At 58.7% G+C, this 21,457-nt stretch carries 23 protein-coding genes and 1 tRNA gene; 16 read left to right on the top strand and 8 right to left on the bottom strand.

All coding sequences use genetic code 11. From position 1 onward, the window contains the following. Positions 1-127: 127 nt before the first annotated feature. The gene (locus tag ACJ8M3_RS09085; protein WP_033642622.1) at positions 128-844 is read right to left on the bottom strand and encodes an autoinducer binding domain-containing protein; all 717 of its coding nucleotides are present in this window, start codon (positions 842-844) and stop codon (positions 128-130) included. Between the two features lie 347 nt (positions 845-1,191). Here ACJ8M3_RS09085 and ACJ8M3_RS09090 point away from each other — a divergent pair, with 347 nt between their 5' ends. The 7 genes from ACJ8M3_RS09090 (at position 1,192) to ACJ8M3_RS09120 (ending at position 8,296) form a co-directional block, all read left to right on the top strand. Further along, positions 1,192-2,721 carry a 3-hydroxyacyl-CoA dehydrogenase NAD-binding domain-containing protein gene (locus ACJ8M3_RS09090; protein WP_089196868.1) on the top strand — a complete coding sequence of 510 codons (1,530 nt, stop codon included), beginning with the start codon at positions 1,192-1,194 and terminating at the stop codon, positions 2,719-2,721. Between the two features lie 9 nt (positions 2,722-2,730). Further along, positions 2,731-3,942, top strand: a complete 1,212-nt coding sequence (locus ACJ8M3_RS09095) for an acetyl-CoA C-acyltransferase (protein ID WP_046686802.1) — start codon at positions 2,731-2,733, stop codon at positions 3,940-3,942. A gap of 15 nt (positions 3,943-3,957) precedes the next feature. Further along, complete coding sequence (hemA, locus tag ACJ8M3_RS09100) at positions 3,958-5,169, top strand: 5-aminolevulinate synthase (protein WP_089196867.1); 1,212 nt, start codon at positions 3,958-3,960, stop codon at positions 5,167-5,169. Then, entirely contained in the window at positions 5,166-6,338 is a 1,173-nt protein-coding gene (locus ACJ8M3_RS09105) for an MFS transporter (protein ID WP_046686801.1), read from the top strand. Before hemA ends, ACJ8M3_RS09105 begins: the two co-directional genes overlap by 4 nt. Then, entirely contained in the window at positions 6,331-7,050 is a 720-nt protein-coding gene (locus tag ACJ8M3_RS09110) for an enoyl-CoA hydratase-related protein (protein WP_046686800.1), read from the top strand. The genes ACJ8M3_RS09105 and ACJ8M3_RS09110 overlap by 8 nt, the downstream gene beginning before the upstream one ends. 135 nt (positions 7,051-7,185) lie before the next feature. Beyond that, positions 7,186-7,752 carry a GNAT family N-acetyltransferase gene (locus tag ACJ8M3_RS09115; protein WP_089196866.1) on the top strand — a complete coding sequence of 189 codons (567 nt, stop codon included), beginning with the start codon at positions 7,186-7,188 and terminating at the stop codon, positions 7,750-7,752. Beyond that, on the top strand, positions 7,736-8,296 hold the full coding sequence (locus ACJ8M3_RS09120; RefSeq protein WP_046688452.1) for a hypothetical protein: 561 nt from the start codon (positions 7,736-7,738) through the stop codon (positions 8,294-8,296). The genes ACJ8M3_RS09115 and ACJ8M3_RS09120 overlap by 17 nt, the downstream gene beginning before the upstream one ends. 111 nt (positions 8,297-8,407) lie before the next feature. On the opposite strand, the gene ACJ8M3_RS09125 is transcribed toward ACJ8M3_RS09120, so the two are convergent. Continuing rightward, positions 8,408-8,710: a putative quinol monooxygenase gene (locus ACJ8M3_RS09125; RefSeq protein WP_033633403.1), complete on the bottom strand. Its 303-nt coding sequence runs from the start codon at positions 8,708-8,710 to the stop codon at positions 8,408-8,410. A 384-nt stretch (positions 8,711-9,094) separates the two neighbouring features. On the opposite strand from ACJ8M3_RS09125, the gene ACJ8M3_RS09130 reads away from it, so the two are divergent. Both ACJ8M3_RS09130 and ACJ8M3_RS09135 read left to right on the top strand, forming a co-directional pair. Then, positions 9,095-10,408 (top strand): MFS transporter, encoded by a 1,314-nt coding sequence (locus ACJ8M3_RS09130; RefSeq protein WP_046686798.1) that lies wholly within the window; start codon positions 9,095-9,097, stop codon positions 10,406-10,408. Positions 10,409-10,482: 74 nt separating this feature from the next. Next, positions 10,483-10,986, top strand: a complete 504-nt coding sequence (locus tag ACJ8M3_RS09135) for a DedA family protein (protein ID WP_047572010.1) — start codon at positions 10,483-10,485, stop codon at positions 10,984-10,986. Positions 10,987-11,206: 220 nt separating this feature from the next. On the opposite strand, the gene ACJ8M3_RS09140 is transcribed toward ACJ8M3_RS09135, so the two are convergent. Then, a tRNA-Arg gene (locus ACJ8M3_RS09140) sits at positions 11,207-11,282 on the bottom strand. A gap of 350 nt (positions 11,283-11,632) precedes the next feature. Here ACJ8M3_RS09140 and cycA point away from each other — a divergent pair. Then, entirely contained in the window at positions 11,633-13,033 is a 1,401-nt protein-coding gene (cycA, locus tag ACJ8M3_RS09145) for a D-serine/D-alanine/glycine transporter (protein ID WP_442514649.1), read from the top strand. Positions 13,034-13,083: 50 nt separating this feature from the next. On the opposite strand, the gene ACJ8M3_RS09150 is transcribed toward cycA, so the two are convergent. Continuing rightward, positions 13,084-14,007, bottom strand: coding sequence for a DMT family transporter (locus ACJ8M3_RS09150; protein ID WP_033642612.1), 924 nt, complete (start codon positions 14,005-14,007; stop codon positions 13,084-13,086). Positions 14,008-14,074: 67 nt separating this feature from the next. Here ACJ8M3_RS09150 and ACJ8M3_RS09155 point away from each other — a divergent pair, with 67 nt between their 5' ends. Together ACJ8M3_RS09155 and ACJ8M3_RS09160 are read left to right on the top strand one after the other, a co-directional pair. Next, positions 14,075-14,650 (top strand): helix-turn-helix domain-containing protein, encoded by a 576-nt coding sequence (locus tag ACJ8M3_RS09155; RefSeq protein WP_197775863.1) that lies wholly within the window; start codon positions 14,075-14,077, stop codon positions 14,648-14,650. 117 nt (positions 14,651-14,767) lie between these two features. Continuing rightward, positions 14,768-15,235 carry a helix-turn-helix domain-containing protein gene (locus ACJ8M3_RS09160; protein WP_197775864.1) on the top strand — a complete coding sequence of 156 codons (468 nt, stop codon included), beginning with the start codon at positions 14,768-14,770 and terminating at the stop codon, positions 15,233-15,235. Here the strand turns inward: ACJ8M3_RS09160 and ACJ8M3_RS09165 are convergent. After that, positions 15,219-16,142 carry a LysR family transcriptional regulator gene (locus ACJ8M3_RS09165; RefSeq protein WP_089196863.1) on the bottom strand — a complete coding sequence of 308 codons (924 nt, stop codon included), beginning with the start codon at positions 16,140-16,142 and terminating at the stop codon, positions 15,219-15,221. The two genes, ACJ8M3_RS09160 and ACJ8M3_RS09165, sit on opposite strands and share 17 nt — an antisense overlap. Before the next feature lie 68 nt (positions 16,143-16,210). On the opposite strand from ACJ8M3_RS09165, the gene ACJ8M3_RS09170 reads away from it, so the two are divergent. From ACJ8M3_RS09170 to ACJ8M3_RS09185, 4 genes are all read left to right on the top strand, one after another. Then, positions 16,211-16,828, top strand: coding sequence for a LysE family translocator (locus ACJ8M3_RS09170; protein WP_089196862.1), 618 nt, complete (start codon positions 16,211-16,213; stop codon positions 16,826-16,828). A 78-nt stretch (positions 16,829-16,906) separates the two neighbouring features. After that, positions 16,907-17,506 carry an NAD(P)H:quinone oxidoreductase gene (gene wrbA / locus ACJ8M3_RS09175; RefSeq protein WP_033650699.1) on the top strand — a complete coding sequence of 200 codons (600 nt, stop codon included), beginning with the start codon at positions 16,907-16,909 and terminating at the stop codon, positions 17,504-17,506. 236 nt (positions 17,507-17,742) lie between these two features. Further along, positions 17,743-18,057, top strand: a complete 315-nt coding sequence (locus tag ACJ8M3_RS09180; protein ID WP_016928271.1) for a hypothetical protein — start codon at positions 17,743-17,745, stop codon at positions 18,055-18,057. Positions 18,058-18,246: 189 nt separating this feature from the next. Continuing rightward, entirely contained in the window at positions 18,247-19,047 is an 801-nt protein-coding gene (locus ACJ8M3_RS09185; RefSeq protein WP_033650698.1) for a DNA/RNA non-specific endonuclease, read from the top strand. 73 nt (positions 19,048-19,120) lie between these two features. Here the strand turns inward: ACJ8M3_RS09185 and ACJ8M3_RS09190 are convergent, their stop codons facing one another. The 3 genes from ACJ8M3_RS09190 to ACJ8M3_RS09200 form a co-directional block, all read right to left on the bottom strand. Continuing rightward, positions 19,121-19,558 (bottom strand): helix-turn-helix transcriptional regulator, encoded by a 438-nt coding sequence (locus ACJ8M3_RS09190; RefSeq protein WP_197665001.1) that lies wholly within the window; start codon positions 19,556-19,558, stop codon positions 19,121-19,123. Between the two features lie 169 nt (positions 19,559-19,727). Continuing rightward, complete coding sequence (locus tag ACJ8M3_RS09195; protein ID WP_049866670.1) at positions 19,728-20,252, bottom strand: hypothetical protein; 525 nt, start codon at positions 20,250-20,252, stop codon at positions 19,728-19,730. Between the two features lie 136 nt (positions 20,253-20,388). Further along, positions 20,389-21,453, bottom strand: a complete 1,065-nt coding sequence (locus tag ACJ8M3_RS09200; protein WP_004928073.1) for a fimbrial protein — start codon at positions 21,451-21,453, stop codon at positions 20,389-20,391. Positions 21,454-21,457: the final 4 nt, after the last annotated feature.

Raw genomic sequence — 21,457 nt, forward strand, 5'->3', positions numbered from 1 at the left:
GCGCGGTGAACCGCTTTATCACGCTTTTGTGATCGGAGGTAAATACTGATAAGGACAATGCTTAATTTAACAAAATATAAACATCGCGCCGCTAACTGATAGGCGATTAATTATTTATTTCTCGCAATTAAATCAGCTGTAAATAAACGGCTTTGGCGGTGGCTGCGGTCTTATTAGCGACCGAAAGTTTTTTAATCGAGTTACCGATATGGAAATTGATCGTACGTTCACTCACACCCATCAGCAGCGCGATCTCTTCCGCGGTTTTGCCTTCGCTGCACCAGCGCAAGATATCTTTCTCGCGCAGCGTCAGCACATCTTTTATCGCTTCGTCGTTCACCGATATCAACGCTTCACGCAGCGTTTTGTGGGCGGTTTGCGCCAGCCAAAGGAAAAAGAGTTCATTCACCGCGCCGGCCTGCGGCGTTTGCTGCGGCAGCGTCTTGCCGGCAAAAGTCAGGATCCCCAGGCGACCATAGCAATCCTTGACCGATTGCGACCACCCGGTGTGCAGACCAAACTGCGACATGCGCTGCCAAAGCGCCGGCCGCTCGTGATAAAAACTTTCGTCCCACTGGAATTGCAGCGTGGAATGGTGGGCTCGCTCGATGACAGGATCCTGCAAATACGCCCGCTGCCGCCGATAATCCTCGAGATAGCGCGCCGGAAACGTTCCTTCAACCCGCATTTTTGGCCGGCTCGCCGGATAACAGGAAAAAACGATGTAGGAGAAATAATCAAAACCCAGCGCCTCGACGCAGCGCCCCAGTTGGGTCAGAAAACGTTCGCGATCGGTCAAACTGCCAATCACCTCCGCCATGAGCCGTTGAGTGCGGGTATCCATAACGCAGGTTCTCCAAATAGCGATGTCGATTTATCGATAGGTCAGACTCACTATAGGATATCGCCGCCCGGCGCCAATAGCCGTTTCATATAATAAAAAATACGAACGCTATAACGAAAAAAGCTATTCCCCGGTTTATTTCCCTCAGAATAAGCCTTTTTATTGGGCTGAGCCTAAAAACTACGCGAATAGCATAACCCCGTCTGCAGGTAAACCTGTCATTTCTACCGTTAGACAGCCAAGACACCGCCAATTACTTTCCTCACAGGCACCCGGTGCCGCCGTAAATCCAAAGAGATAATAAGCATTTGCGAATTTCGCATGGCATACAGTGACGGGGATTTTCTATGGCAGAAAGTAATGCGGCAATTCAATCGGCTGCGATTATCGGCGCGGGAACGATGGGCAGAGGCATCGCTTATCTTTTGGCGCAAAAAAGCATTCGTACGGTGCTTTATAATCGCAACGGCAATACCCTCAATCAAGCTCGCGACGCTATCGTGCAAGACCTGAACAAAAAGGTGGAACAGGGCAAGCTCGCGCTGCAGGACAAAGACACGGTGCTGGCTAATCTGACGTTCTCCGCGGAATTTGGGGCCATCGCCGACAGCGATCTGGTGATCGAAACCATCGCAGAGCATGAGCAAGCCAAACTCGAGGTGCTGGCGGCCATCGCCGCGACGGTCAAGCCCGACACGCTGATCGCCACCAATACCTCCTCACTGTCGCTTAATAAGCTGGCGACGGCGGTGACGCACAGCGAACGCTTTATCGGTTTGCACTTTTTCAACCCCGCGCCGCTGATGAAGCTGATTGAAATCATTCCGGCCTATTTTACCGCACAGGTCACCACCGAACGTTGCCGTCAACTGGTGGCGGCGTTGGGGAAACGCGATGTCGTCTGTCAGGCCACGCCGGGATTTATCGTCAACCGTATGGCCCGCCCCTACTATCTGGAAGGGTTCCGCCTGTTGGAAGAACACGTGGCGCGTGCGCCGCAGATCGACCGCGCCCTCAAAGCCGGCGGACACTTTCGCATGGGGCCGCTCGAACTGACCGATTTTATCGGTCAGGACATCAACTATCAGGTCAGCCGGCAAATTTGGCAGGACATGCAGTACGATCCGCGCTATACCCCGGGCCATCTGCAGCGCTCGCTGGTCGATGCCGGTCTGTTGGGCAAAAAGAACGGCCGCTCCTATTTTTCCGCCGAAGAATCTCCTCCGCCGCTTGCGGCCGCCGTCGATGCGGAGGTCGAGACGCTACGCATTTACGGTGAACATCCTCTCTTTACTCTGCTACAGCAGCGGGCCACCCTGCAATGGCCGCGGCTGCGCGTGGAACAACGGCCGACATTACCGGGCCTGGGCGCCGCCATTCAGGTTAATGACGCTTTCACCGTCAGCGTTACCGATGGCCGCACGGCAAACCAGCTTGCCGAACAGACCGCGGCGGACGCCTTTGTCGTCGATGTCGCCCTGAACTACGGCGATACGGCGTACCTGGTGGCGGCGCATAGCCGCCACGCCTCTGCAGCCAATAAGGCGCTGTTTTTACGCCTGCTGCACACCGCGATCCCGCAGGTGGAATTTATCAAGGATTCCCCGGCCTTGATCGTCGCCCGCGTGCTCAGCAGCCTGATCAACGAGTCGGTGATCATGGTGGAAAGCGGCGTCTGCAGCCGGGAAGACATTGATGTCGCCGCCGTCGCCGGCGTGAACTACGCCGACGGTATTTTCGGCTGGCTCACTCGCCTCGGGGAGGAAAATGTCAGGACGACGCTGAGCAACCTGGCGCAATTGCTGCACGCGGCGCGCTATGCGCCGCATTACACCCTTCTGCACGCCGCCCAACCGGCGCTGACCACCACGCCTTAAGGATCCATGATGAGCATTAAAGATGACGGTGTTTATCTGATCGACGGCACGCGCACGGCGATCGGCGCCTATGGCGGCAGCCTGGCGCATACCCGCCCCGATGATATGGCGGCGACGATTATTCGCAGCCTGCTTCAGCGCCATCCGGCGGCGCAGCAGGCTCTGGATGAAGTGGTGCTGGGCTGCGCCAACCAGTCCGGCGAAGACAACCGCAACGTCGCCCGCATGGCGACGCTGCTTTCCGGGTTGGATCAGTCGGTGCCGGCCATCACCCTCAACCGCCTTTGCGCCTCCGGGTTGGATGCGGTGATCTACGCCGCGGCGAAAATCCGCAGCGGCCTCAGCGAACTGATTCTGGCCGGCGGCGTGGAAAGCATGAGCCGCGCGCCCTATGTGCTGAGCAAGGGCGAAACGCCGTTCGACAAGGGGGTAAAGCTGTACGACACCACGCTGGGATGGCGCTTTGTCAACCCGCGCCTGGCGGAACGCTACGGCAGCGATCCGCTGGGCATCACGGCGGAAAACGTGGCCCAACAGCAGAGTATCTCGCGAGAGGAACAGGATCTGTTCGCGTTGGGCTCGCAGCAAAAAGCCCGCCGGGCGATCGACAGCGGTCGATTGGCGCGGGAAATCACGCCCGTGGATGTGCCGGCGGATCGTAAAACCACCCGCATATTCGCACAGGACGAATTCCCCCGGCTCAGCACGTTGCAGCAGTTGCAGGCGCTGAAACCGGCCTTCGCCGCCGGTGGTTCGGTCACCGCCGGCAACGCTTCCGGCATCAATGACGGCGCCGCCGCGCTGCTGCTGGCCTCCGGACGCTACGTGAAACGCCAGGGCTGGCAACCGCTGGCGGAGATCGGCGACAGCGCGGCCGCCGGCGTCGCGCCGGCGCTGATGGGGCTGGGGCCGATCGCTTCCACCGAGCGCTTACTGCAGCGCGGCGGGTTCACCTTGAACGACTTCGACATCATCGAGATTAACGAAGCCTTCGCCGCGCAGGTTCTGGCGGCGCTGAAACACTGGCGCATCGACGCCGGCGACGCGCGCGTCAACCCAAACGGCGGCGCCATCGCGCTCGGCCATCCGCTGGGAATGTCCGGCGCGCGCCTGGTGCTGTCGGCGGCGCTGGAATTACGCGATCGGCAGGCCGGCAACGCATTGGTCACAATGTGCGTCGGCGTCGGTCAGGGGCTGTCATTAAACCTTAAAGCCGTTTAACACAAGGAACATGCTATGAGCGTACTGAACATTCTTGAAGAAAAGTTGGCGGAAACCAAAAAGCAGGGGCGTTTTCGCGAGTTCCTCAACCTTGAACGCGGCGTGCAGGACAAACCCTGGGCCACCAGCCACGGGCAGCAAGGCGAGCGCCGTCTCAACGTCTGGTGCTCAAACGACTATCTGGCCATGAGCCACCACCCCAAAGTGCTGCTGGCCACCACCGACGCGGTTAACCGAGTCGGGTTAGGCACCTGCGGCGCCCGCAGCATTTCCGGCACCTCGGTCTATCACACTGAACTGGAAACGCTGCTGGCCAGCGCCTACGGCAAAGAGTCGGCGCTGCTGTTCACCACCGGCTTCGGCGCCAACGACGCCACCTTGTCCACCCTGTGCGACGCCATCCCCGATCTGATCGTGTTCTCTGACGAACTGAATCACGCCTCGATGATTTACGGGATTCGCTACAGCAAGGCGGAGAAAAAAATCTTCCGCCATAACGACGTGGCGCACCTCGCCGAGCTGCTGCAGGCCGCCGATCCGGCGCGGCCAAAGCTGATCGCCTTTGAGTCGCTGTATTCCATGGACGGTGACTTTGCTCCTCTGGCGCAGATTGTGGCGCTGGCGGAACAGTATCAGGCGCTGACCTATCTCGACGAAATTCATTCGGCCGGCGTGTATGGCGAACGGGGGCTGGGCTATGCCGAACAGCTGGGCCTGTTGGATAAAATCACCATTATCCAGGGCGGGTTCGGCAAGTCTTACGGTGCGGCGGGCGGCTATATCGCCGCGCCCCGTTCGGTGGTGGAAGCCGTGCGCAGCTGGGCGCCGGCATTCGTCTTCAGCACCTCGTCGCCGGCGCCGGTGGTGGCCGCCGCGTTGGCCAGCTTTAAATACAACCTCGAGCACGACACCCAACGCAAGCACCTGCTGGCGATCGTCGATCACCTGAAGACCGGTCTGCGCGCCGCCGGCATCCCGCTGGTGTCGGCAGACAGCCATATCCTGCCGCTGCTGATCGGCGATCCCCATCGCAACAAACACATCAGCAAAGTGCTGCTCGATGAGCACGACATTTACGTGCAACCGGTCAATGCCCCGACGGTGCCTGCGGGCAGCGAACGGCTGCGGGTAACGCCGACCTCGGCGCATTCCCATGCCGACGTGGAGACCTTCCTGGCGGCGTTGAGCCGGGTCTGGGCGGTAAACGATCTGCGGAGGGCGGGATGAAGTTAGCGGATTATAACGGCCATCTGGTCACGCTGTGTCTGATGGCGACCGGGACCTTCGCCATCGGCACCGACGCCTTTATCGTCGCCGGCGTGCTCAGCGACATTTCCGAGACCTTTGCCGTCAGCCCCGCGCAAGCGGGGCAGTTGATATCGGTATTCGCGCTGGCCTACATGCTGTTTGCGCCTCTGACCGCCTGGCTGCTGGGCAACGTCAACCGCAAGCACATCCTGCAGTTGGCGCTGGTGCTGTTCATCGCCGGCAACCTGGCCTGCGCCTGGGCCACCAGCTACCTGCAGATATCGTTCGGCCGAGTGTTGGCGGCATTGGGCGCGGCCTGTTACACCCCGCAGGCCGCCGCCGCCGCGGTGGGGCTGGTGGCGGAAAAACGCCGCGGCCTGGCTATTTCCATCGTCTATGGCGGCATGACGCTGGCCATCGCGCTCGGCATTCCGTTCGGCACCTTTCTGGCCAAACTGATCGGCTGGCGCGACATCTTTCTGTTCATCGCCCTGCTGGGGGCGGTGGCGCTGCTCGGCCTGTCGCTGGCGCTGCGCGCCATTGCGGCGCCGGGCAAACATTCGTTGAAAGAACGGCTCGCCCCGCTGCGGCAAAAGGCGGTGCTGACCACGCTGCTGATCACCTTTTTCGCCGTGTGCTCGGAGCACATTGTTTACAGCTACGTCAGCGTGCTGTTGAAAGACACCCAGTTCGGCCCGGAAGCCATTCTGCCTTTGGCGCTGCTGGTGTTCGGCATTGGCGCGGTGATCGGCAATTTTGCCTCCGGCGCGCTGACCGACGCCCTAGGCAGCAAATTCGTGCTGCTGTTTTCGGTGGCGATCCAGACGCTGTCCCTGTTCCTGCTGGCCTTTTACGTCACCTCGCCGTGGTGGGTATTGGCCATCTTTCTTATCTGGGGCATTACCGGCTGGATGTATCTGGTGCCAATCCAACATCACCTGTTGTCGCTGTCGAAGCGTTTTGGGGCGCTGACCGTGTCGCTCAACAGCTCGGTGCTGTACGCCGGCATCGCGGCGGGCGGCATGCTGGGCGGCCTGACGCTCTACGCGTTGCCGGCCCACTATTTGCCGCTGTTCTCGCTACCGCTCGGCGCCATCGCCCTGCTGTTGACGCTGATCTTTTTCCGCGGGGAGGCCAGCGATGAGTGAATCACCGCCGGTGCTTTACGAACGTTATGGCGCGCAGGTTGCGGTCATCACCCTCAATCGGCCGGAGAAAAAGAACGCCATCAACCTGCAGATGGCCAAGTTGATCCGCAGTTACCTGCGGCAGGCGGATAATGACGATACGATACGCGCGATCGTCCTGGCCGGTCAGCCGGCGGTATTTTCCGCCGGCATGGATGTCACCGCGTTCCGACAGGGCGAACTGCCCATCGTCACGCCGGAGGGATTCGGGGGACTGATCCATGCGCAGATCGCCAAGGTGATCATCGCCGCCGTTGACGGCATCGCTTACGGGGGCGGCTTTGAGCTCGCCCTGGCTTGTGATCTGATCGTCGCCGGCCAGAACGCGCGCTTCAGCTTCCCCGAAACCGGGCTCGGCTTGGTCGCCGCGCAAGGCGGATGCGCGCGCTTGCCGGCGCGAGTTTCTCCCTATGTCGCCCTCGACTGGCTGCTGACCGGCAGAACCGTCGGTGCGCGGGAGGCCCTGTCACACGGCGCCATTTCCCGCATCAGCGAGGGCTCGGCTCGGGAAGAAGCGCTGCGCATCGCCGAGCAGATCGCCGGGAAGGATCTCGCCGCCAGCCTGGCCGTGAAGGCCATCGTGCGCCAGGGGCTGACGCAGCGCGAGGCGCCATCGTTCGATTTTCAGCAGGCGCCGGTCGAACGCCTGCGTCAGGCGGCCGCTCGTCGTTAATCCCCTTATTGCTTGCCGGCTTGCCTGAGCCGGCATTTCCCGCTGCGCCTCCCCGCCACAGCTCATTTTACGCAGCCCGCCTCTCGGCGCTGGGCTACACTGCCGGTAGCCCTCATGCGCTGATAAGGAAAAATAATGCGCCACTTGCCTCTGCTGACCCCCAGACTGATCTTGCGTCCGTTCACCGCCGACGATCTGCCCCACTTTACCGCCTACCGCAACCATCCTGACGTGGCGCGCTACCAGAGCTGGAGCGACTACAGCGCCGCGCAGGCGCAGGCCTTTTTCGCACAGCAACAGCGGCTCGCGTTCAACCGTGATGACACCTGGTTTCAACTGGCGGTCGAGCGCCGCGAGGACGGCGCGTTGCTGGGCGATGTCGCGGTGCATTTTTTCGATGAAGGGCGTCAGGCTGAACTGGGCGTGACCTTCGATCCGGTTCATCAGCGGCAAGGACAGGCGCGCGAGGCGCTAAGCGCCGTCATCGCCCTGCTGTTCGGGCCGCTGGCGAAACACCGCATTACCGCCGTGGTGGACGCGCGTAATCTTCGCGCCGCCGCGTTGTTCAGTAAGCTGGGCTTTCGCCGTGAGGCCTGTTGGCGGCAAAACGTGTTTTTCAAAGGCGCATGGGGTGATGAATTCGGTTTCGCCCTGCTGCATAGCGAATGGCGGGAGCATGAACAACATGACGCTGTTGAATAAATACCTTGGGCAATACCAGTTCTCTGAGCGGCATACGATCGTCATCACCGCGCCGCAATCGCGGGTGTTGGACGCCGTGGCCGCTTACGATCCCAAGCGCGATCGTTTTTTCCGCAGCATGATAGCGCTGCGCGAATTGCCCGCGCGGCTGATGCCACGCGATAAGCCCCGTCCTCCGCCGTTTGGCCTGCATAACTTTTGCCTGCTTGAGCAGGATGAAACCGCGTTGGTCTATGGCCTGATCGGCCGGTTTTGGCAGGCTGAATACGGTTTGGTGAAGGTCGCTGACGGGGCGGACTTTCAGGCCTTCGCTCAGCCCGGCGTCGCCAAACTGGCGCTGGGGTATGCCGCGAGCCCCCTGGAGGACGGGCGCTGCCGTCTGGTAACGGAAACGCGCATCTTCTGCCCCGACAGCGCCAGCCGGCGGCGGTTTACCCCCTACTGGTATGCGATTCGCCTGGTGAGTGGGTTGATAAGACGCCGCATGCTGCGCGCCATTAAAACCGCCAGCGAAAAGCAGACGGCGAATCATTCACCAGATTGATTAATTTAAGAGCATTCTTAGAGAATGAAAATCATTATCAGCCTATTTTTTAATCACAACAAGATAGTGTTGAGAAGCCATTGACCCCGCCCCCTGCGGGGATTTTTTCGCCTATTTATCGCCTGTTTCAGGGAACGCCTGCATAAACAGGAAGGTGCAAGGCTTGCGCTGATACTGATTGATCTGCGGCACCAGCCGGGTGAAATGCTCGGTCTGGCAATGCACTTCGAGCGCCGCGCGATCCGGCCAGCTTTCGATAAAAATAAAGTGCCCGGGATCCTGCTGGTCGATGCACAGTTCATAACTGATGCACAGCGGCTCCTGCCGGGTTTTCTCCACCAGCTCGCGATACCACGGCATAACGGTGTCAATGTGTTCCGGGTGAATGAAATCTTCAGCAATGACCTTCAGCATGTTGCGCTCCTGCGTTCTGTTGTGCCGTGCTTCACCTTATCGCCCTCCCTCGCGAGATGAAAGCGCCACTCTCCAGTGTCTGTCATCGGGTTCCCAATTCGGTGATAGCGCACACAGATCTCGATCAAAGCGCTTGAACGCCTCCTGGCCCTGTGTGAACTTTCAATTAACAAAAAGGCAACACACCATTCACCATGGTGATATGTGTACCGATATACCGACGCAATACGCGGCGTTTTTTTCGCCCCTAAAGGCCTGACCATTAGTCCTTTAGACCTTTAAGGCTCACGCAGAAAAGCCATGTCATCGCCGCATGATGGGCCACGGCGCCAGGACGGTCCTTATGACCGACGTTTATCATTCTCAGAAGAGAGGTTACCGCCAGTGAATCACGCCACCTATGCCGCTCCAGCGCTCAACGCCGCCATCCGCAAAACCTGGCGCAGACTGGTGCCATTGATGTTCGCCATGTACTTCATTGCGTTTATCGACAGGGTCAACGTCGGCTTTGCCAAAGACGCGATGGCCATCGATATCGCGCTGTCGCAATCCGCCTTTGCGCTGGGCGCGGGGATATTCTTTGCCGCCTATGCGCTGTTCGGCATTCCGGCCAACCTGTTGATGAATCGCTGGGGCGCCAAACGCTGGCTCAGCGCCACCACCGCGCTGTGGGGGGCATTGTCGGCCTGTACCGGGCTGGTGGCCAACGAGCAGCAATTTATTGTCCTGCGCTTTCTGCTGGGGATCGCCGAAGCCGGCTTTTACCCCGGCATCCTGCTGCTGGCGTCGATCTATTTTCCCAATAAGGTGCGCGCCTCGGTCATTGGCATTTTCGTGCTTGGCGTACCGGCGGCCCTGACGCTCGGCTCACCGCTGTCGGGGGCCTTGCTGGAGATGCACGGCGTGTTGGGCAAGCCCGGCTGGTTCTGGATGTTCGTGCTGGAAGGGTTGCCGGCCGTCGTCCTCGGCGTCTTCGCCTTTTTCTATCTCGACGATAGCCCAGGGCAGGCCCGCTTTCTGACCGAGGAAGAACGTAATGCGCTGGTCACACAGCTGGCCGCTGAACAGCAGCGCACCGAAACCAGCAGCGTTAAAGCGGCGATGAGAAGCGGCAAAGTTTGGCATCTGGCGTTGATCTACGGCACCCTGCAAATCGGCGTATACGGCCTGATGTTTTTTCTGCCGTCGCAGATCGCCTCGCTGATGGGCACCCATCTCGGCTTCAAGGCCTCGTTGGTGGCCGCCATTCCCTGGGCATGCTCCGCGCTTGGCGTCTATTTCCTGCCGCGCTATGCCGACAGAAAAACCGCCAGAAGATTGCCGATCGCCGTTGGCTGCATGGTCGCGGCAGCGCTGGGGTTGGTCGTCTCTTCCTATGCCGGCCCGTTGCTCGCTATCGTCGCCCTGAGCTGTTGCGCAGTCAGTTTTCTGGCGGTACAACCCATTTTCTGGACGTTTCCCGCTCAGTTGCTCACCGGTCCGGCGCTGGCGGCCGGCATCGGTTTTTGCACCACGCTCGGCGCCGCATTCAGCTTTTTAGCCCCGCTGATCCGCACTGAGGCGGAACAGCGTTTTCACAGCCCGCATGCCGGGCCGCTGGTGCTGGCCGCCTTTTCGCTGCTGTGCGCCGTGCTGTTAGGGGCGCTCAGACATCGGCATGCTGAGGCACGTAAGCAAGACGCAGAGATAACCGGATAGCGACGCGTTATTTAGCCATTATTGAACCTGCGGATGGGACACTGACAGTCAGCCCTCTCGCCCACAGGTGTTAAATGGATGAATTGACGCACATTATCGCCAAATACAGCCCGGAACCGGAGATGTTGCTGCTGCTGATTTTCCTGTTCGCGCTGGGAAAATCCGTGATCGTGGTGTCCTCCGTCCTGCCGCCTGCCTCGGTGACGCTGCTGATGGGCATCCTTGCGGGCAAACATGCGCTGCCGATCGGCGCGGTTTGGGCGGCCATCGCCCTTGGCGCGGCGTTGGGCTCAATCCTGTCTTTCCACTGCGGCGCACTGCTCTGCCGTCGCGATCTTGGCCGCTGGCTGCCGGCACGCTTTCACGCCCCACTGCGCAAAGCGCAACGTTCCTTGCAAAAGCGCGGGCTGCCGCTGCTGTTCGCCTCGCGTTTTCTGGCGGTGATGCGTTACACCGTGCCGCTGATGGCCGGCATGCTGCAACTGCCGGCGAGGCACGTCTATGCCACCGCCGCACTCTCAGCCGCCGTTTGGGCACTGCTCTTGATGTCGGCCGCGCATGTGTTCCCCGTTTCTTGACCTGAAAGATTCTTGGGCAAATGCCCCATCCCTGCGCCGACGTTGCGCCAGCGCACAGCCTCCCTTGCCGTATAAAGTACGGTGCAACATCGCAGTTTGCGCCAGATCACCTTTCTGAACATCAGTCGAAAAATGCGAATTTTTTTGCAGAATACGCGCTTAAAACGGCGCCATGAGGGCACAATCAAAGAAATGTCTGAGCGTAACACGCTGATTTGGTTGGCGGGCCGTACAGGGGGCGAACCTCTGTCTCGTTGATTAGGCGTCAACGGCTCATCCGCCTGAGCTAACGGCCCAACGAGATAAATCGCCCTTCTTGTCAGCCTCGCTGTCGAACGCTTACACCCATTACTTTTTCTCATGCGAATTTTACAACCCTTTGTTTAATCAACGAGATAAGCCGCATAAGGTCTGTTAATCCCACCGTTTGAAGAGTAATCTTCCGCTCCCTGAACGTCCGATTTGCCTCCTCTCGTGTAAAGATTGATCGACTTTTATCCCGCGTATAAATGTTGTAAACATGTTGCACAAAGGTGGCGTTATTGCACTACCTTACTAAAGCCGGACCAACCGGATAAATGTATAAAAAAGAGCCACTTCAGAGCTCACGACTTCACTAATGACAGGTAAAACAGGACATCATCAGATGGTAGATCACTCTAAAATAGCGACTGACGCGACGCCCGCCTCAGAAGATCATCTACGGCGAAACCTCACTAACCGACATATTCAACTGATCGCCATCGGCGGCGCCATCGGCACCGGTCTGTTTATGGGCTCCGGTAAAACCATCAGCCTGGCAGGCCCTTCGATCATCTTCGTGTACGTGATCATCGGCTTTATGCTGTTCTTCGTGATGCGCGCCATGGGCGAGTTGCTGCTGTCCAACCTGGAATACAAATCGTTCAGCGATTTCGCCGCGGATCTGCTCGGCCCGTGGGCCGGCTTCTTCACCGGCTGGACCTACTGGTTCTGCTGGGTGGTCACCGGCATCGCCGACGTCGTGGCGATCACCGCCTACGCCCAGTTCTGGTTCCCTGAACTGTCGCAGTGGATCGCTTCGCTGCTGTGCGTGCTGTTGCTGCTCGGCCTTAATCTGGCGACGGTGAAGATGTTCGGCGAAATGGAGTTTTGGTTTGCGATGATCAAAATCGTCGCCATCGTCGGGCTGATCGTCGCCGGGTTGGTGATGATCGCCATGCAGTTCCAGTCGCCGACCGGTACCGTAGCCTCGTTCACCCATCTGTGGAATGACGGCGGCATGTTCCCGAAAGGCATCAGCGGTTTCTTCGCCGGCTTCCAGATCGCGGTATTCGCCTTCGTCGGCATTGAACTGGTGGGCACCACCGCGGCGGAAACCAAGGATCCGGAGAAGTCACTGCCACGCGCCATCAACTCGATTCCGATCCGCATCATCATGTTCTACGTGTTCGCCCTGATCGTCATCATGTCGGTGACGCCGTGGAGCTCCGTAGTGCCGGACAAGAGCCCGTTCGTTGAATTGTTCGTGCTGATTGGCCTGCCGGCCGCGGCCAGCGTGATCAACTTCGTGGTGCTGACCTCCGCCGCCTCCTCCGCCAACAGTGGGGTGTTCTCCACCAGCCGCATGCTGTTCGGGCTGGCGCAGGAAGGCGACGCGCCGAAATCGTTCGCCAACCTGTCCAAGCGCGCGGTGCCGGCCAACGGCCTCACCTTCTCCTGCATCTGCCTGCTGGGCGGCGTGGTGCTGATTTACCTGATCCCGAACGTGATGACGGTCTTCACCCTGGTGACCACCGTGTCGGCGATTCTGTTCATGTTCGTCTGGACCATCATCCTGTGTTCGTATCTGGTCTACCGCAAACGGCGCCCGGCGCTGCACCAGAAATCGATCTACAAAATGCCGGCCGGCAAACTGATGTGCTGGGTGTGCATGGCGTTCTTCGTGTTCGTGTTGGTGCTGTTGTCGCTGCGCGAAGACACCCGCCAGGCGCTGATCGTCACCCCGCTGTGGTTCATCCTGCTCGGCCTGTCTTACGTGTTCCTGCGCAAGAAGAAAACCGCGTGATGCAAAAAGGGGCGGATATCTCCGCCCCTTTGCTCTTTTTTGCCTCTGCGCTAATCCGCTTCCGTCGCCACCGCCGCTTTCCCCTTGCGCCGTACGCGCAGCTCGCTGACCACCACCCCGATCACAATCAACGCGCCCCCCAACAACGCGACGCCCGGCAAACGCTCACCGGCGAGCCGCCCGACGATGCCCGCCCAGACCGGTTCGCCGGCGTAGATCACCGTAGCGCGCGTGGGTGAAACGCTGCGCTGCGCCCAGTTCATGGTCAGCTGAATCAACGCGCTGGCCAGCCCCAGCCCAATGGCGCTGTACAGCAGGTAATCCGAATACGGCGGCGGCGATTCGCCGGTCGGCGCCATCATCAAAAATGAGGCCAGCGAGGCGGTCGCCAGCTGCACAATGGTCACCCGGCGGATATTCACCTTGCCGGCGAAGGCGCCGATCAGAATGATCTCTGCCGCCATGCCCAGCGTGCCGGCCAGCGTCAGAATTTCGCCGAGGCTCAGCGACATGTCCGTGCTGCTCGGCGCCGCCAGCAGCATCAGGCCGGTAAAGGCCAGCAGAATACCGATCCACGACATGATGCCGGGGAACCGCCCCAGCACCAGCCATTGCAATAGCGGCACGATCGGCACGTACATGGCGGTGATGAACGCCGATTGGCTGCTGGTAATCGTCTGCAGACCGACGGTTTGCATGCTGTAGCCGAACATGATCGCCAGCCCGATAAGTACGCCCGCCTTCAGTTCATACAGGGTCAGGCCGCGCAGCACGCGCAGCGAAAACAGCGTCAACGCCAGCGTGGCGGTGGCGAAACGCAGACCGACGAAAAAGAACGGCCCGCTGACTTGCATCGCGTGATGCACGGCCAAAAAGGTGCCGCCCCAGATCATGGTGATGAAAATCAACACCGCTTCCGGCAACCTGATTTGCGGAACCACGGCGGAAATAAAGGATTTTTTTGCTGCTGACACCGGCTTGCCCTTCCTGCTGAGTGCAATATAATGCACAGATCCTGCCAGTATGAGATAAAGTCCGGCGATGAGCAATACGGCGCATAACGCGAAAACCGATCCCCCCAAAGTGCTGCAGTACCTGAGCAGCAATCTGCGCGGCTACCGCCAACAGGCGGGCCTGAGCCAGATGGCGCTGGCCGAACTTTCCGGCGTCAGCCGCCGCATGCTGGCGGGCATCGAGGCCGGCGATCGCAACGTCAGTCTGGCGGTGCTCGACAAGATCGCCGCCGCCCTGGCGATTTCGTTCACCGATCTGATTCAGGCGCCAGAGGCTCGCGGCAGCCATCTGGTAGGCGAGTTGGCCTGGCAAGGCGCACAGCCGGGCAGCCAGGCGCTGTTTGCCGCCAGCGTACCGGCGCGCCAACGGGCCGAGCTGTGGGAATGGACGCTGATGCCGGGCGAGCGCTACGACTCGGCGCCGGACGCCGAAGGCTGGAGCGAAATCCTCTACGTGATTGCCGGCACCCTGACGCTGGAACTGGAACAAGGCACGCTGACGCTCAGCGCCGGCGCCACGCAAACCTTCAACAGCGATCAGCGCTACGCTTACGCCAACCACGGCGATCTCCCGCTGCGCTTTATCCGCAACGTCGCCTTCTGACTGCCCGCCGGCCCGCGCCGGCGGCGGATGTCGTGTCGCTGTCGTGCCGCTGTCGTGGCGCCGCTACCCCGCGCCTCCTACACTGGATGACAGTGACAGCGAACTCGGGAGTGCACCATGCAAAAGTACCGCATCAGACCATTACGCCTGGAAAAAGGCTGGTCGCAGGAGCAGTTGGCGGCCATCGCCAGCCTCAGCACCCGCACCGTACAGCGGATTGAAAACGGCGAACAGGCCAGCCTGGAAACCTTGACCGCGATCGCCGCCGCACTGGGCGTGCAGATCAGCGATCTCAACGCGCCGCCGCAGACACCGCAGGAGGAGACGCCTGAGGCGCAGCGCCTTCGTCGCCAGGTTGCGGCAGAGGGTAAACTGCTGAGCATGGCGGTGCGTTTCGCCGTCATCGGCGCGATATTGCTCGCTGTCAACGTCTTTACCCACCCGCACTATCTCTGGGCGCTATGGGCGCTCGGCGGCATGAGCCTCGCGCTGATCATGCGGGCGGTGCGCACCCTGCTGCTGCGCAACGTCTTCAGCCGCTGGCAAGAACAGCGGCTGGCGCAAAAACTCAGGCGCCTGCCGTGAGCGTTAGCCACTCGGCCAGCCGGGCCAACGCGCTGCCCGGCACGATAGGCTGCGGCGACAGCAGGTAATAGCCGCTGCCGTCGGGCGTAAAACCGAACGGCGCGCTCAACAAGCCGGCGGCCAGATCGTCTCGCACCTGCAGCCATGGGCCGATTGCGATACCAAGGCCGGCTACCGCGGCCTGCAGGCTGAAATAGAAATGGTCAAAGCGCTGTTCCGGATGCCCCGCCAATGTCACCCCCTGCTGATGCGCCCAGTGCCGCCAGGCATCCGGCCGGGTCGCGGCATGCAGCAGTTTGGCGCCCGGCCGCAAAAGCCGCCGTCCGTCCACAGAGGCCGTCAGCCTCGTCAGCGCCTCGGGTTGGCACACCGGCCCGACCTTTTCATTGAACAGCGCCAGGCTATGCGCCTGCTTTCCCCAATCGAAGTCATTGCGCCGGATCGCCGCCGTGATGCCGTCATGGAACGAAAACGGCCCGCCGCCCGCCACCAGCTGTAAGTTGATGTCCGGGTGCGCCCGCTGAAAAGCCGGCAAACGCGGGATCAGCCAACGCATCAATAAGGTCGGTTCACAGGACAAGACCAGCGGCGCATTGAGCGCCTGCTGGCGCAGCTCCAGCGCGGTATGGTCCAGAATGCCGAAGGCCTGCTGTGTCGCCTGAAACAGCTTGCGGCCCGCCGCCGTGAGCAGTACTCGCCTATGGCGGCGCTCAAACAACGCCACGCCCAATTCCTCTTCCAGCGCCCGCACCGCCCGGCTGATGGCGCCATGTGTCAAATTCAGCCCCTGCGCCGCCTGGGTGAAACTTTCCAGCCGCGCGGCGGCCTCGAAGCAGCGCAGCCCGCCCAGCGGCAATGGCCTGGCTCTATTGCGTGAGTTTTTCTCACCGATATCGTCACTATTCATCGTTTGTCACCGAGAAAAATTACTCTTATAAATCAGTCACTCTATTGATAAAAATCGCAAGGATAACTATGACTGAACTCATCGCTGTCGTCACCATTACTTTACTCGCTGTAATCAGCCCCGGACCGGATTTCGCCATGGTATCGCGCAACAGCCTGCTGCTCTCCCGCCGCGCCGGCATCTTCACCGCCTGCGGCATTGGCGCCGGCGTACTGGTCCATGTCAGCTATACGCTGATTGGCGTCGGCGTGTTGATCCAACAGTCGCCCTGGTTGTTTAACCTGCTCAAAGTCATCGGCGCCGCCTACCTGATCTACCTCGGCTTTACGCTGCTGCGCAACGCAACCCATCACGACGCCGCGCCCACCACGACGCCGGCCGCCATCAGCGATCTCGCCGCCCTGAAAACCGGCTTTCTCACCAACGCGTTAAACCCGAAAACCACCATCTTCATCGTCAGTCTGTTCATGCAGGTGGTCTCTCCCCACACCGCGCTCGGCGTACAGATCGGCTATGGCCTCTTTATCGCCGCCGTCCATGTATTCTGGTTCGCCGCCGTCGCGCTGCTGTTTTCCGCGCCGGGCGTCAATGCGCGCTTTTTGCGTTTGCGCCGCGGCATCGATCGCACCTTTGGCGGGCTGCTGATTGTCTTTGGCGCCCTGTTGGCGATCGCCGGCATCAGGTAACGCCACGACGCCAAGTTCGTCATTCGCTTCTATGCTTATCAGGGGTTTTTGTTAATCATCTGAGCGGGAGTACGAAACATGACGAAACTGTTGGTGCTTTATTACTCAATGTACGGCCACATCGAACGCCTGGCGCAGGCGGTGGCCGAAGGGGCGAATCGGGTCGATAACGTGGACGTAACGGTCAAACGCGTGCCGGAAACCATGACGCCGGAAGCCTTCGCCAAGGCCGGGGGCAAACAACACCAGCAGGCGCCGGTCGCCACCCCGCAAGAGCTGGCGGACTATGATGGCATTATCTTCGGTACGCCGACCCGCTTCGGCAACATGGCCGGACAGATGCGCACCTTCCTCGATCAGACCGGCGGCCTGTGGGCTTCCGGCGCGCTGTACGGCAAGGTGGGCAGCGTATTTTCCTCCACCGGCACCGGCGGCGGCCAGGAGCAAACCATCAGTTCGACCTGGACCACGCTGGCGCACCACGGCTTCATCATCGTGCCGATCGGCTATGCGACGCCGGAGCTGTTTGACGTTTCGCAGGTGCGCGGGGGCACCCCCTATGGTGCGACCACTATCGCCGGCGCCGACGGTTCGCGACAGCCGAGCAACGAAGAGCTGACCATTGCCCGCTATCAGGGCGAGCACGTGGCGAAAATCACCGCCAAGCTGAAAAGTTAATCGCCCCCCTGCACCCGTGATTCAAAGGGCCGCGCATTCGCACGGCCCCATCTTGTTGCCGACCCGCCGCAAGGTTAGAATGCCCCTCCCCCGGCCATTCAGCGTCTGAAGGCCAGGCCCGAATTCGTTCTGCCCGTCGCTTGTCAGCCTTAGGCGCGAGGACGGGCGCTCTGTTTTTTGCGCACAGCGAAGGGAATAAGTCAGTGTCTAAAGATTTTGATGAACTAATAAGAGACATGGATCTTATTATTGAAAATGTAGACAGCTTCAAGGCTCTGGCTCCGCGCGCGCCCGAGCCGGCTCCGGCCCCGCCGCCGCCGGTTCATCACTACGACTCGTTCTGCGAGAACATCGCGCTGAAAGTGGTCTTGAAGGTGCTGCTGTCTTCGGTGGACAAGATAGTCAAAGTGCAAATCGCCAACAAGGTCGAGCAAGAGATCGCCCAGATTGAACAGCAGGTGGTGCGCGCCGGCGGCGGGCCGGTATCACCGGACGATCTGGCGCAGATGACGCACTACGTTCGCCGCACGGTCAACGACCTGCTGGAATAACCCCCTTTTGAAACGGCGTCTGTTGGACGCCGTTTTTATTTCTGCCGACTTTAACGTGCGGTATCGCTGTACCATGACTGACACATTCACAACATAAATGTGTTGCATTGTTGTATTCGTTTCACTGCGATAAGTTTAATTTACTGTAAATATATACAGTATTTTTTTTAACTTATTGAGGATATGAATATGCGCTTTAACAACAAGATGTTGGCCCTGGCCGCCCTGCTGTTCGCCGCACAGGCGTCGGCCGAGACGCTCGAATCTATCGACAACTGCGCGGTTGGCTGCCCGACCGGCGGCAGCAGCAATGTGTCGATCGTGCGTCATGCTTATACGTTGAACAATAACAGCACCACCAAATTCGCCAACTGGGTGGCCTATCACATCACCAAAGACACGCCGGCCAGCGGCAAGACGCGCAACTGGAAAACCGACCCGGCTCTCAATCCGGCAGATACCCTGGCCCCTGCCGATTACACCGGCGCCAACGCGGCGCTGAAGGTCGATCGCGGCCATCAGGCGCCGCTGGCCTCGTTGGCCGGCGTTTCCGACTGGGAATCGCTGAACTACCTGTCCAACATCACGCCGCAAAAGTCCGACCTGAACCAGGGCGCCTGGGCGCGGCTGGAAGATCAGGAGCGCAAGCTGATCGATCGCGCAGACATCTCTTCGGTCTATACCGTGACCGGGCCGCTGTATGAACGCGATATGGGCAAACTGCCGGGCACCCAGAAAGCGCACACTATCCCCAGCGCCTACTGGAAGGTGATTTTCATCAACAACAGCCCGGCGGTGAACCACTATGCCGCTTTCCTATTCGATCAAAACACGCCGAAGGGCGCCGATTTTTGCCAATTCCGCGTGACGGTGGACGAGATCGAGAAACGCACCGGCCTGATCATCTGGGCTGGTCTGCCGGACGACGTACAGGCTTCGCTGAAGAACAAGCCCGGCGTTCTGCCGGAGTTGATGGGCTGCAAAAACTGACGGAAAAACCCGCTTCGGCGGGTTTATTTTACTCTGGCATCAGACGGCGCTCACTCTGCCAACGGCATCACGCTTACACTCGCTCATCTGCCGCAACAATAAATTGGTGAAAACGTTCGATTTCCAATTTACGCATGGCGTTCATTTTATGCTGGCTGACGGTTTTCTCGGAAATGCCCAACGCCTTAGCGACGCCGGTATTCGGTTTTCCCGCCAGCAGCATGGCCAACACCGAAAGCTCGCGCGGCGACAGGCTCTGCCCTTTGCAGCTCGCGGTGAACATTTTTATTGCCTCAACGAACGTCGTAAGACCGATGTTTTTTTTCAGACAGTTAAAATTCGCCAGTCGCGGCGTTTCCACGCCGGTTAAGACGATCGTATTGTCAGGCCTGTCGACAATATGCGATAAGAAATTCATAACCCGACAGATAGACGAGAAAGAGACGATGACCACTTCTGCATGACAATACATGGCATGTAATCCACGGCGTGCAGATGAATGCAGACCCATAACTTCAACGCCCTCCAACGACATTAAGATCTGCGATATGCCATAGAATAAATAGTAATCATCAGAAAATATAGCCACTCGCACAGGATCACCCCATTGCTATTTGTCATGGGCGCGTTTTTAACAACGCCCCCATGGCAGTCATGTCAATTAACTTTATTGGTCCGACTTACTTAAGTGAAGAACATAATGAGATCAGCAATGCGGACAGCGATGAAAGATATTTTTCATCCAAATTCATAATGCCATCTTCACTGTATTTCACGTTATTATCTAGAATTTCATGAATACTCTCGACGGCGCATACGGCATCCTTCCAAACTACGCGCCGACCGAAAGGCGAAGCGCCGAGATATTGCGCGCTTTGGCGAAAACCAACGATAAAATCGCGCAATATATCGAGCACAATCAATACTTCCTCCCTGCTGACACACCGCTTCATTTGCACTTTATCCAGGAAAACGCTGAGCGTGCTTTGTAAGGAAAACAGGTTCTTGAACAACCCGCCGGCGATATCCTTCGGTGTTTTCACGCTGGTTGATATGACAAAAGGGAGCTCTCCATGCTGCGAGATATATTGATAAAGCCCATTTATCGCCGTCGTCGGCTTAATATCCAAACCGCGAAGAATGACGTCAACCTCATCTTTTAGCGATTTTTCCACTTTGACACCGATCTGGATTTGTTCCGTCATACAATTCATCCTCAACATAGAGATCCGGATTAAACACCAATATTATTCAAGCAAATAATATTCGCCACCAATTACCATGTTAAGATTTTTCTTATATGTGGCAACCTGTTTTTTATTATTAAAAATAACAAAAGAATTATTTATATATAATGTTAAGCGTAGCCGATGTGTTAATTCCCCCGCTGCTCATTGCGGTGGGGCTGTAAGGATAATAATAGGCCGCCATGCCGATGGAAAATTGTGCATCCAAGGCATTGCCGGTTCCCACGTGAAATAATGAAGTCGCCGCGCCTGGCGTCACGCTGGAAAGCGACAGCGTGACGGGATTATTCGGCGAAGCCGTCTTGACCAGCCGGATGCCAATGCCTTTTGCCGCCTCAGCGCTTTTATCAATCAAAACCGTATTATCCGAAGACAACAGATTATTGCTGGATAAAAACATATTGATATCCCGATCGGCCGTGCCGCCACTTTGCCGATTCTGGCAGCTGAAATTCAGCGTAAAGGGCGTCAGGCCATTTTGCGCCCCCTGAGTAATCTGCGATATCCCCAGCGTCGGCAACTTCACCGCCAGGCCGGCATTGTCGAAAGTGCAGGTCGTCATCTTGGGCGCATACTTGATGGTCATCGGCTGCCCGTACATGTCGCGCTGATCGTAAGGCCAATTGAAACCGTTGAGCAGCCAGGTCAAAATCTTCACCAACTGCTTGGCGGGCCACAAAATGATCTCCAGCAAGGACATCCCGCTCAGATCGGTCACGAACATCACGTCCTTAAGGCTAACCGTGTCGCCGGGTATCGATGTGCCCGTCTTGCTGACCAGACTGAAACGAATATTCATCGGCTGATTCAATTCCGAAGCGGAGTGCGATCCCCAACCGCTAAGTTTTTTGTTGGCGATGTCGTTGGTTATTTCCGCGCGTATCCAATATTTACCGTTGTTGAATCCCAGAATGGTCGCCTTTGTGCTGTCGGTTGACAGGATGCGCGTATAGCCGAATTCGCTGCTCGAGGTTGAACAACTGAATGAACCGCTGTATTGCGTATAAAAACTGCCTTCCCAGACCGGGGTTTTATCGCTGAGCTTATCCGACAAATCGACGTAGATAGGCGGCGCATATTGGATGCCGTTGCCGTAGCATGAAGCGTAACTGTAACCGCTGAACAACAGGGACAGGGTCAGTGCGAGTATCCTGAGCATGGTG

Source organism: Serratia sp. CY55921, assembly GCF_052167655.1.
Lineage (GTDB): Bacteria > Pseudomonadota > Gammaproteobacteria > Enterobacterales > Enterobacteriaceae > Serratia > Serratia ureilytica.

Coding starts and splice junctions, on each gene's coding strand:
- ACJ8M3_RS09085 (WP_033642622.1), bottom strand. CDS start 844: ATGGATACCCGCACTCAACGGCTCATGGCGGAGGTGATTGGCAGTTTG.
- ACJ8M3_RS09090 (WP_089196868.1), top strand. CDS start 1,192: ATGGCAGAAAGTAATGCGGCAATTCAATCGGCTGCGATTATCGGCGCG.
- ACJ8M3_RS09095 (WP_046686802.1), top strand. CDS start 2,731: ATGAGCATTAAAGATGACGGTGTTTATCTGATCGACGGCACGCGCACG.
- hemA (WP_089196867.1), top strand. CDS start 3,958: ATGAGCGTACTGAACATTCTTGAAGAAAAGTTGGCGGAAACCAAAAAG.
- ACJ8M3_RS09105 (WP_046686801.1), top strand. CDS start 5,166: ATGAAGTTAGCGGATTATAACGGCCATCTGGTCACGCTGTGTCTGATG.
- ACJ8M3_RS09110 (WP_046686800.1), top strand. CDS start 6,331: ATGAGTGAATCACCGCCGGTGCTTTACGAACGTTATGGCGCGCAGGTT.
- ACJ8M3_RS09115 (WP_089196866.1), top strand. CDS start 7,186: ATGCGCCACTTGCCTCTGCTGACCCCCAGACTGATCTTGCGTCCGTTC.
- ACJ8M3_RS09120 (WP_046688452.1), top strand. CDS start 7,736: ATGACGCTGTTGAATAAATACCTTGGGCAATACCAGTTCTCTGAGCGG.
- ACJ8M3_RS09125 (WP_033633403.1), bottom strand. CDS start 8,710: ATGCTGAAGGTCATTGCTGAAGATTTCATTCACCCGGAACACATTGAC.
- ACJ8M3_RS09135 (WP_047572010.1), top strand. CDS start 10,483: ATGGATGAATTGACGCACATTATCGCCAAATACAGCCCGGAACCGGAG.
- cycA (WP_442514649.1), top strand. CDS start 11,633: ATGGTAGATCACTCTAAAATAGCGACTGACGCGACGCCCGCCTCAGAA.
- ACJ8M3_RS09155 (WP_197775863.1), top strand. CDS start 14,075: ATGAGCAATACGGCGCATAACGCGAAAACCGATCCCCCCAAAGTGCTG.
- ACJ8M3_RS09160 (WP_197775864.1), top strand. CDS start 14,768: ATGCAAAAGTACCGCATCAGACCATTACGCCTGGAAAAAGGCTGGTCG.
- ACJ8M3_RS09165 (WP_089196863.1), bottom strand. CDS start 16,142: ATGAATAGTGACGATATCGGTGAGAAAAACTCACGCAATAGAGCCAGG.
- ACJ8M3_RS09170 (WP_089196862.1), top strand. CDS start 16,211: ATGACTGAACTCATCGCTGTCGTCACCATTACTTTACTCGCTGTAATC.
- wrbA (WP_033650699.1), top strand. CDS start 16,907: ATGACGAAACTGTTGGTGCTTTATTACTCAATGTACGGCCACATCGAA.
- ACJ8M3_RS09180 (WP_016928271.1), top strand. CDS start 17,743: ATGGATCTTATTATTGAAAATGTAGACAGCTTCAAGGCTCTGGCTCCG.
- ACJ8M3_RS09185 (WP_033650698.1), top strand. CDS start 18,247: ATGCGCTTTAACAACAAGATGTTGGCCCTGGCCGCCCTGCTGTTCGCC.
- ACJ8M3_RS09190 (WP_197665001.1), bottom strand. CDS start 19,558: ATGGGTCTGCATTCATCTGCACGCCGTGGATTACATGCCATGTATTGT.
- ACJ8M3_RS09195 (WP_049866670.1), bottom strand. CDS start 20,252: ATGACGGAACAAATCCAGATCGGTGTCAAAGTGGAAAAATCGCTAAAA.
- ACJ8M3_RS09200 (WP_004928073.1), bottom strand. CDS start 21,453: ATGCTCAGGATACTCGCACTGACCCTGTCCCTGTTGTTCAGCGGTTAC.